Consider the following 7,728-nt stretch of genomic DNA (forward strand, 5'->3'; position numbering starts at 1 on the left):
TTATTTAGCTCAAACTTCAAATCAAAAATCTGGAATAAACCCCTCTTTTCGCAAAGCATGAATGACACCACGCATCAGATCTGATTTCGAAAAACCGGCGGTATAAATTCGAGATCCCACTTCAACCGGTTGCAAAAGGCCACGATCAACTAACTTACCAATCTGATAGGTAATTTGAGCCGACTTAAATCCCGGTAAAACCTCTTTTAAATCATTGGCTTTTACCGTTCCCTGGCTAATGGTTCGCTTAAGAATTGTAGATTCCGTTTCATTGATTACTCCTCGCCCCTTAGAATACTCGAGCGCTGGATAAAGAATTTTTGAGTTTAAAAAGTGAAGATTAGAGAGCTTATCGACTTTCTTTAACTCCGCCGATATACCGGTAAGAACATATAGGCACCATTGCTCTAGCCCCTCAACAGCCCCCGTATCCGCTTCGGCCAGCATCGAGTAATAGCGCTCACGATCATTACAAAAAACCGCTGTTGGGTTTAACACCCGCCCACTGGTTTTCACATTAAAGCCGTACTTTATCAGCAAAGAATAAGTCAGCAGGCGCACCGTTCTGCCATTGCCATTACCAAATGGATGAATCCAACCAAAACGGTGATGCGCGAGAGCCACTTTCATCAGATCATATTTTGGCGCGTCTGCACGGTTCATAAACTCGACCAATTCCTGCATATAAGCCGGAACATGGATGAATTCAGGCGGCAAATGAGTTGATTGAGCAATACTCACTCCGTGACTGCGATAAGCACCCGGCGTTTTATCCCCTTCCCGTTCAAGCCCATTTACCGTCATGGCGTGCAGTTCTCGGACAAAATACTCCGTGATATCTTCACCAGCATGTAGATGCTCATCAATAAAGTTCATGGCATGTTCGATGTTGCCAATCTCTTTCAATTGATCCGTGGAGTCCTCAGCCCCTTCAACTTTACTTTCAACGTAATCGGCTAACGTTGTATGGTTACCTTCGATTCTTGCTGAACCCAAGCTTTCCAGCATATGAAAAATACTTTTTAGCTGGGCAAACAGCAGAGGATGCACGGCGGTTTCAAGGCGCAGGTGTCTCAGTAACTCAAGCTCAGTCAACGCATCAACCAGTGGCGAGTCGAAACTGGGGTTTAACAGTGCTAAATCATAGTGATTAAATTTAGGCATAAAGTTAGATTATCTCAAATGTGTAAATATTATTATCTTAAAAATAGATTAAAAAACACTTTATAGCCATTATGTTAACAGATAATCATTTGTAGATTATCTCAAAAGTAACTTTATGATTATCTCAAAAATCCGTGGCGATACATCCTATTGAATATCACTGTATACCGAACTGAAATCAACACCATCCCCCTACTACTTTCACTTTGAACCATTATGTTCGGTATCATTCAAAGCAGGGCCAACCAGAGATAACAGGAGTAATCTCATGATAAACCCAGCGGAAAAGCTCAAGGCAAAGCAGCAGGAATTTATCAGTATCAGGGAGTTGATTGAGCGCATTTCGCGTCTCCACCCCGCGATGAGTCAGGCACAGATAGCTAACTGGCTGCTAATAGAATTGACGGATGCCAGGCCAGTTACAGCGCCGTTATTGATTCAGGACGCGCTCGGCGTGATCCGCGCCCCCAGCTTTGATGACCCCAAACTTTGCTATTTTGATCTGCTCTCGGCAGCGATGGCCAACCCTAAAATGGATGGAGCGCCTTGTGATGGATGGATACCTGAAAGTTATAAACCCTGCGAATTTAATCACCGGCCCGATGAGGAGGATGATCACGAACTTCCCTTCTGAGGTATTAACCGCATGAATTGTTATGATTACATCGGGTTTAACCGCACTGAAATAGAACAACTTTTGCAGATTAACCTGCGCGACAGTGACGAAGAATATCAAAATATTCTCAAAGATAAATTGCCAAAATGGTTAACGCCATTTATATCCAGAATCAATATTACAATAAAAGAAACTGCGGCATTAATTGTCGGGGTGATACCTTATTCTATTCAAACTGATGATATAGGAATGGTAATAATTAATTATGAAAAATCATTATGGGATGCAGTGGATTGCAACCTATTAAGTTGTCGAGATATTAGTTACACCAATGCGAATAAAGATATTCGTCATGACGGTTATTTATTAAGATCAGAAGTGGAGGGCTGGCTTAAGGCGAATGGTTTTCACTGGCCGCTGCCGCCAGGCGCTGTACGGGTGGCAACTCAGGCTATGCTCAACGCGGGTTTCAGCGGGGAAATGGTGACCGAAAAGCAAATGAGTAACTTGATCAGCGAGGCGCTGCTCACTTCGCTGCCCGAGGCCGATAATCCATAGATAAGCGGAAATTCATTTCCAACTCGGCGCTATTCGCTTCCAACTAACGTATTCGTGTTACGGATTGACCTAAAATCAGCGGAATAAAGGTTCTTCTTATTTATTGGTCACTTCCCCCTATTACGGCCTGATTTTGTTTCAATTAATTCAGTAACCACCGAGAGATAACAGGAGTCATGGAATGACCTATTCATCATTAATCCGATTGCCAGAAGTATTAAAACGTACCGGTTTTAGCCGACCTTGGATTTATAAACTCTTAAAACAAAAACGATTCCCACCACCGATAAAAATAGGAGGGCGGGACATCGCTTTTGTTGAAAGTGAGGTGAATGACTGGATTGAACAGCAAATTGCACATTCACGGAAAAATAAGCAATGAACACGCTGGGGAATTATTCGGAATGTATTTCTTTTAGCGTTTCATCAATGATGGCGAAATCCTGGCGCTCCAGCCGCTCGTATTCTGCCCTCACGGCCGGTTTCTTTAGCATCCGGGCGACCACTTGCTCATGGGACAGGCTGGGGGGTTGGCGTTTATTATCCAAATCGCAACTCCTTCATTCGTTTGGCAGCTTTGCCTTTCTCTTTCCACGGCATATAAGCCGTTTTTTGCACCACAATGTGCAAAACAACAATCTGCCAGTCTATTTGTGCCATAAAAATGACGCGGTTCCAGTCTTTCGGCTCATAAAAACACAGCTCAAACACATCTTCGTCGTAATGCCTCGGACGGCATCAATCATCTTGATACCGTAGCGCTTCATGCGGTTAGCCAGGCTAATAAAATTGGCCTGCAAGCTGATGGGTTGGGCAAGAAGCTGGGTGATAACGTCATCATCGTAATATTCAATGGTGTAGTTCATAGGCTAAAAAATAACAGCAACGTTATTTTCCTCCGGCTGCGGATATATCGAAAGGAACGCCCCGACAAGCCTCAATGCCATCGGGGCGTTTATCCACCACGGAGCAAGGTTGACGTGGTGGATGCAGAGAGTCTACGAATATTCCCACCGGGTTCAACCACTGAACAGCAAAATCAGATTATCTGCATCTCATTGATATATAACTTATATATATACCTATTATTGTATTGATATGCGTACTACAACAACCGAAAAATGGATTTTATCCGCCGGATAACAGAGCATAAAAAGGAAAAGTCATGAATCGATTTATTGCCGAGGTCGCAGCTCAGGCGTGCGGGAAATGGAGCTTTATTCTGGATGCGCTGGCGATCAGCCGCAGCAAACAGCACTCCGCCTGCCCGGCTTGTGGCGGTAAAGACCGCTTTCGTTTTGATGACCGTCAGGGTGCGGGAACGTGGTTTTGTAATCAGTGCGAACCGCGATCCGGTAACGGTTTAGATTTGGTGAAAAATGTCCGACAATGCTCGCTAACTGAAGCCGCGCAGCTGGTGGCCGATATTCTCGGTATCTTACCCAAACCTAAAGCGCCGGATCTGGCCTCTTTGATGGCGAAAACCACACCAGGGGAATCTCGCTATTTAATTAATAAAGGTCTGAGCGGCCATAAATTACCTATTCTGCCGGATGGCTCGTTATTGCTGACATTACAGAATATGGCGGGCGACAGCACCGGCGTACAGATTATCCGGCCTGATGGCACAAAAAAGCTGATCGCCGGTAGCCGCAAAAAAGGCGCGTTTATCCCACTCAAATCGCTGCCAGCACAGGCTGAAACCCTGGTGCTGGCCGAGGGTTACGCCACGGCACAAAATCTGGCGTTGTTGCTACTGGCCGCCGTGATTATCGCCGCCATCAATGCCGGTAATCTGTTGCCGGTGGCACAGGCATGCCGCACCCGTTGGCCTGGCGCGAAAATCATCATTGCGGCTGATAATGATGTGAACCCGCAAGGTGCTGCTAATACCGGCCAACTGGCCGCAGAAAAAGTGGCCAGCGTGGTCGATGGTTGGGTGACACTGCCGCCGACCCCGTATAAAGCCGATTGGGATGATTACCGCCAGCAAGCCGGTACCGGGCAGGCGCGTAACAGCTTCTATCATGGTTTGTATCAGCCGCCGTCGGAGAGTCAAGCATCTAAAAATAAAGGGTTATATCCGACATTATCGCAAATGGCCGCCAGCCAGCGCGGGCAGTTATTGGCCGAACATTACGGGCAGATTGCGGTGCATACCGAGAGTGAAACGGTTTATCACTATGATGGCGAGCGCTGGGATAAGCTGCCCGATGGTGTGTTGCGGCGCGAACTGGTGATGATTTTCAACGCCAACGACACGCCTTATTCACCGGCTGGTATCCGCAATGCCATTGAAGCGATGAAGCTGCAAATCCCGATCATGGCCGAGCCGCCGCGTCACCTGACCGGCTTTCAGAATGGGGTTTATGACCTGAAAGCCAGACAGTTCCGGCCGCATAGCGCCAATGATTGGTTACAGCATCATAACGACATCATATTCACCGAACCGCGACCAGACGAAAATCTGGCACGCCACGCCCCCCATTTCACCAAGTGGCTGGCCCATGCGGCCAATGACGAATTACCCAAAATGGCCCGCATCAGAGCCGCGCTGTTCATGATCCTGTCTAACCGCTTCGACTGGCAATTATTCCTCGAGGTCACCGGCGAGGGCGGCAGCGGGAAATCGGTATTCACCCACATCGCCACCTTGCTGGCTGGCCGCCAGAACACCGCCTCCGGCAATATGGCGGCGCTTGATCAGGCCAGAGGGCGCGCGCAGTTTGTCGGCAACAGCCTGATTACGCTGCCCGATCAGGTGAAATATGTCGGTGAGGGGGCGGGTATCAAGGCCATCACTGGCGGAGATTTAGTGGAAATCGACGGCAAATATGAGAAACAATTCAGCACTTTAATAACCGCCGTGGTGCTGGCGACCAATAACGAACCGATGAGTTTCACTGAGCGGCAAGGCGGTATTGCCCGACGGCGGGTGATTTTCGCGTTCAACCATCCAGTGAAAGAGGCGGATAAAGATCCGCTGATCGGCGAGAAAATCGCGGCAGAACTGCCGGTGGTGATCCGCTGCCTGCTGGCCGAATTCGCCGATCAGGACAATGCGCGAAAGTTGCTACTTGAGCAGCGAGATTCACGGGAGGCTATGGGGGTTAAGCGGGATGCCGATCCGCTTTATGGCTTCTGCGCCCACATTGTCGAGCTGGGCGAAGCGGTCGGTATGTATATGGGAACGCTGGCAATTTCCCCGCGCGCTCCGCGTATTTATCTGTATCACGCTTATCTGGCTTATATGGAGGCTTACGGCCATCAGCGTTCATTATCGTTAACCAAATTCGGCAAAGACTTTCCCAAAGTAATGAAAGAGTTCGGCGCAGAATACAAAAAAGCCAGGACCGACAAAGGCTTCCGCTACAACATGGATTTATCCGATACCGCCAATGACTGGCTCCCGGCCCTGGCACTGCCCCACCATCCGCAACCGGAAGAGCCACCCTACTAATTATTTCTCACCTCTGGCTTATTCAGAGTGTTCAGGAATAGATTTAATTAATTGAAATACAAAGATAAAAACAGACTGATTAGTTTACCAATAACTGTTCAGTCAGTATTCAGAGGTATTCATTAATTCGTGGATGGTAGGTATTAAAAACTGAACACCTGAACAGTTGCTGAAGAGTCTGAGGGGGAGTGTTCAGAGAGGCTGAGGCCAGAGCGGGCAAGGGGTGCGGGTGCAATCGATTCTGTATTAACCATTTTTCGCAAAAGCATTGTTTTTGCTGCATAGGTATCGGACTCAGCTTCAGTCATGATTGTTTCACCACATGCCGGGCAATGCTGTCCTATCACGCCTTCGACGATGAACTTACGCCCTTTATAGGTAAAGGGGACGTCACGCGCTTCGTGGATTAATTCTGCACCACCACAAACTGGACATTTCATCATTAAAGCTCCTTAAACGAGACAATCAAAACATCATCGATAACCGTGATTTTCAAATAAACTCTACCGCACGAAAGCATGGGGCGGTAAACATCCTGCCAAATCGTATCATCTTGATGTGTCGTCATACTTTTATAAAAATCGGGGCTAGTCAGTTCGCAAACTACATCACACATATCCCTAAAACTCAGCCCCAGCTCTTCAGCGCCATCTCTGGCAGTTCGAGTCGATTTAACATTCCCTTTCAATATCAATTCTTTTACTTTTACTTTTACTTTTACTTTTACTTTTAGTAAACGAGTATGCGGAGTCCGTTTCTCCATTTCATTGCCATCCTTGAGCAAGTTTTACTCAACAAATATAACCTAGTAGGTTTGTTTTACATATAATTTAACAAATATCAATGAGTTATGGTTATTGAGGTGACGAAGCCAGTCATTTTTATTACAGCATTTACAAAATCATCTGTGCTGCCCGGCATTTATAAATTTCTGCTAATTTCTCTCTGGTTTTCTTCTGTGGGCGAGAATCTACGGCTTCCCATTGGGATACAGCAGATTGGGTGGTGCCAAGCAGTTCTGCTATTTCATATTGCGAAAAGCCACGGTAGATACGCCATGCAGCCAGCAAACTGACACCATCGTTTACCATGATTTGAACAACTTCATTCGGGATGGTCTGATCATCATCGTGATCAGCAACATAGGGAATATCATCGTACTTCGCATTAGAGATAAGTTGCTGGTATTCGGCAATGGGTAAGACCACAAACTGAGGCTCTCCTGCTTCATCATGAATGTATTGTAGTTTTGCCATCTTATTCACCTTAGTTTAGAAAAATAACACCATGCCTTTGAGAGGAAATCTACTGAGCCAGCCTACTAATAGGTCGTTGTGGTTCTGCGTTTAACTTCCTGGATCGTACATATCACAGGGGTTCCCTCTATAATCTGAAAAATAATCCTGTAATTCCCCACTCGCATCCGATATTGGCTATCACCGGTCTGTAACTTTTTGATATCCAAATCAACAGCAGGGAAATTTGTCAGTTTATTCACTTTTTCACTGATGGATTTTCGATATCTGACATCTATTGAAAGTAACTGCTTAACCGCTTTCCTCGACCAGTCAACCTTGACCATCGTTTCCTCACTTTTATAAGTGATCACATCCGCTGTTATGGTCAAATAGTAGAGCTATATGTAAGTAGGGTCAACACAAAAATCTAATTATTTACTAATTTTAATCTTATTAAAAACTGATTTTTGAATCCAAATAATAAGTGATATCGATGCATTACATACATATTTCATCCACAAATGCGGCCCCTCTCGCATCTACAAAAATGTTTGTCCTAATTTACCACTGGTTAATTGAACAGTAGAGAATGGCCGGATATAGTGCCCCCGCAGCGGCAAAATCCGTTGCTGGGTTTAGCAGCCCGAGACAAAACAAAGCGCACAACCGCGCAGGCGGTTACTATGTGCGGG

9 protein-coding genes and 3 pseudogenes are annotated in these 7,728 nt (G+C 46.2%); 5 read left to right on the top strand and 7 right to left on the bottom strand.

Annotated features, from left to right (window positions below; translation table 11 throughout):
- Positions 1–21 precede the first annotated feature (21 nt).
- Positions 22–1,164, bottom strand: coding sequence for a Fic family protein (locus tag AEP37_RS07115; RefSeq protein WP_049611866.1), 1,143 nt, complete (start codon positions 1,162–1,164; stop codon positions 22–24).
- A gap of 268 nt (positions 1,165–1,432) precedes the next feature.
- Between AEP37_RS07115 and AEP37_RS07120 the strand changes: the two genes are divergently transcribed.
- The 4 genes and pseudogenes from AEP37_RS07120 (at position 1,433) to AEP37_RS07130 (ending at position 2,720) form a co-directional block, all read left to right on the top strand.
- On the top strand, positions 1,433–1,798 hold the full coding sequence (locus AEP37_RS07120) for a hypothetical protein (RefSeq protein ID WP_049611868.1): 366 nt from the start codon (positions 1,433–1,435) through the stop codon (positions 1,796–1,798).
- Positions 1,799–1,810: 12 nt separating this feature from the next.
- Positions 1,811–2,044: pseudogene (locus tag AEP37_RS26500) on the top strand (hypothetical protein); the annotation flags it as partial.
- Positions 2,045–2,158: 114 nt separating this feature from the next.
- Positions 2,159–2,338 (top strand): hypothetical protein, encoded by a 180-nt coding sequence (locus AEP37_RS26505; protein ID WP_082170717.1) that lies wholly within the window; start codon positions 2,159–2,161, stop codon positions 2,336–2,338.
- A gap of 181 nt (positions 2,339–2,519) precedes the next feature.
- Positions 2,520–2,720: a helix-turn-helix transcriptional regulator gene (locus AEP37_RS07130; RefSeq protein WP_049611870.1), complete on the top strand. Its 201-nt coding sequence runs from the start codon at positions 2,520–2,522 to the stop codon at positions 2,718–2,720.
- 13 nt (positions 2,721–2,733) lie between these two features.
- On the opposite strand, the gene AEP37_RS26510 is transcribed toward AEP37_RS07130, so the two are convergent.
- Complete coding sequence (locus AEP37_RS26510; protein ID WP_167337931.1) at positions 2,734–2,886, bottom strand: hypothetical protein; 153 nt, start codon at positions 2,884–2,886, stop codon at positions 2,734–2,736.
- Positions 2,879–3,204: pseudogene (locus AEP37_RS26010) on the bottom strand (type II toxin-antitoxin system RelE/ParE family toxin). Before AEP37_RS26010 ends, AEP37_RS26510 begins: the two are co-directional and overlap by 8 nt.
- A gap of 299 nt (positions 3,205–3,503) precedes the next feature.
- Between AEP37_RS26010 and AEP37_RS07140 the strand changes: the two are divergent.
- A complete protein-coding gene (locus tag AEP37_RS07140) occupies positions 3,504–5,798 on the top strand; it encodes a primase-like DNA-binding domain-containing protein (protein WP_049611872.1) in 2,295 nt (764 codons plus the stop codon).
- Positions 5,799–5,974: 176 nt separating this feature from the next.
- Here AEP37_RS07140 and AEP37_RS07145 read toward each other — a convergent pair.
- From AEP37_RS07145 to AEP37_RS07160, 4 genes and pseudogenes are all read right to left on the bottom strand, one after another.
- Positions 5,975–6,241: pseudogene (locus tag AEP37_RS07145) on the bottom strand (type II toxin-antitoxin system MqsA family antitoxin); the annotation flags it as partial.
- Entirely contained in the window at positions 6,241–6,561 is a 321-nt protein-coding gene (locus AEP37_RS07150) for a type II toxin-antitoxin system MqsR family toxin (RefSeq protein ID WP_049611874.1), read from the bottom strand. The pseudogene AEP37_RS07145 and the gene AEP37_RS07150, both read right to left, overlap by 1 nt.
- A 130-nt stretch (positions 6,562–6,691) precedes the next feature.
- Complete coding sequence (locus tag AEP37_RS07155; protein ID WP_049611876.1) at positions 6,692–7,054, bottom strand: helix-turn-helix domain-containing protein; 363 nt, start codon at positions 7,052–7,054, stop codon at positions 6,692–6,694.
- Between the two features lie 65 nt (positions 7,055–7,119).
- Positions 7,120–7,380, bottom strand: coding sequence for a type II toxin-antitoxin system RelE family toxin (locus tag AEP37_RS07160; RefSeq protein WP_049611878.1), 261 nt, complete (start codon positions 7,378–7,380; stop codon positions 7,120–7,122).
- Between the last annotated feature and the right edge of the window lie 348 nt (positions 7,381–7,728).

The sequence above is a fragment of the Yersinia pekkanenii genome, assembly GCF_001152565.1.
In the GTDB taxonomy this organism is placed as follows: Bacteria; Pseudomonadota; Gammaproteobacteria; order Enterobacterales; family Enterobacteriaceae; genus Yersinia; species Yersinia pekkanenii.

Coding starts and splice junctions, on each gene's coding strand:
- AEP37_RS07130 (WP_049611870.1), top strand. CDS start 2,520: ATGACCTATTCATCATTAATCCGATTGCCAGAAGTATTAAAACGTACC.
- AEP37_RS07150 (WP_049611874.1), bottom strand. CDS start 6,561: ATGGAGAAACGGACTCCGCATACTCGTTTACTAAAAGTAAAAGTAAAA.
- AEP37_RS07120 (WP_049611868.1), top strand. CDS start 1,433: ATGATAAACCCAGCGGAAAAGCTCAAGGCAAAGCAGCAGGAATTTATC.
- AEP37_RS07140 (WP_049611872.1), top strand. CDS start 3,504: ATGAATCGATTTATTGCCGAGGTCGCAGCTCAGGCGTGCGGGAAATGG.
- AEP37_RS07160 (WP_049611878.1), bottom strand. CDS start 7,380: ATGGTCAAGGTTGACTGGTCGAGGAAAGCGGTTAAGCAGTTACTTTCA.
- AEP37_RS07155 (WP_049611876.1), bottom strand. CDS start 7,054: ATGGCAAAACTACAATACATTCATGATGAAGCAGGAGAGCCTCAGTTT.
- AEP37_RS07115 (WP_049611866.1), bottom strand. CDS start 1,164: ATGCCTAAATTTAATCACTATGATTTAGCACTGTTAAACCCCAGTTTC.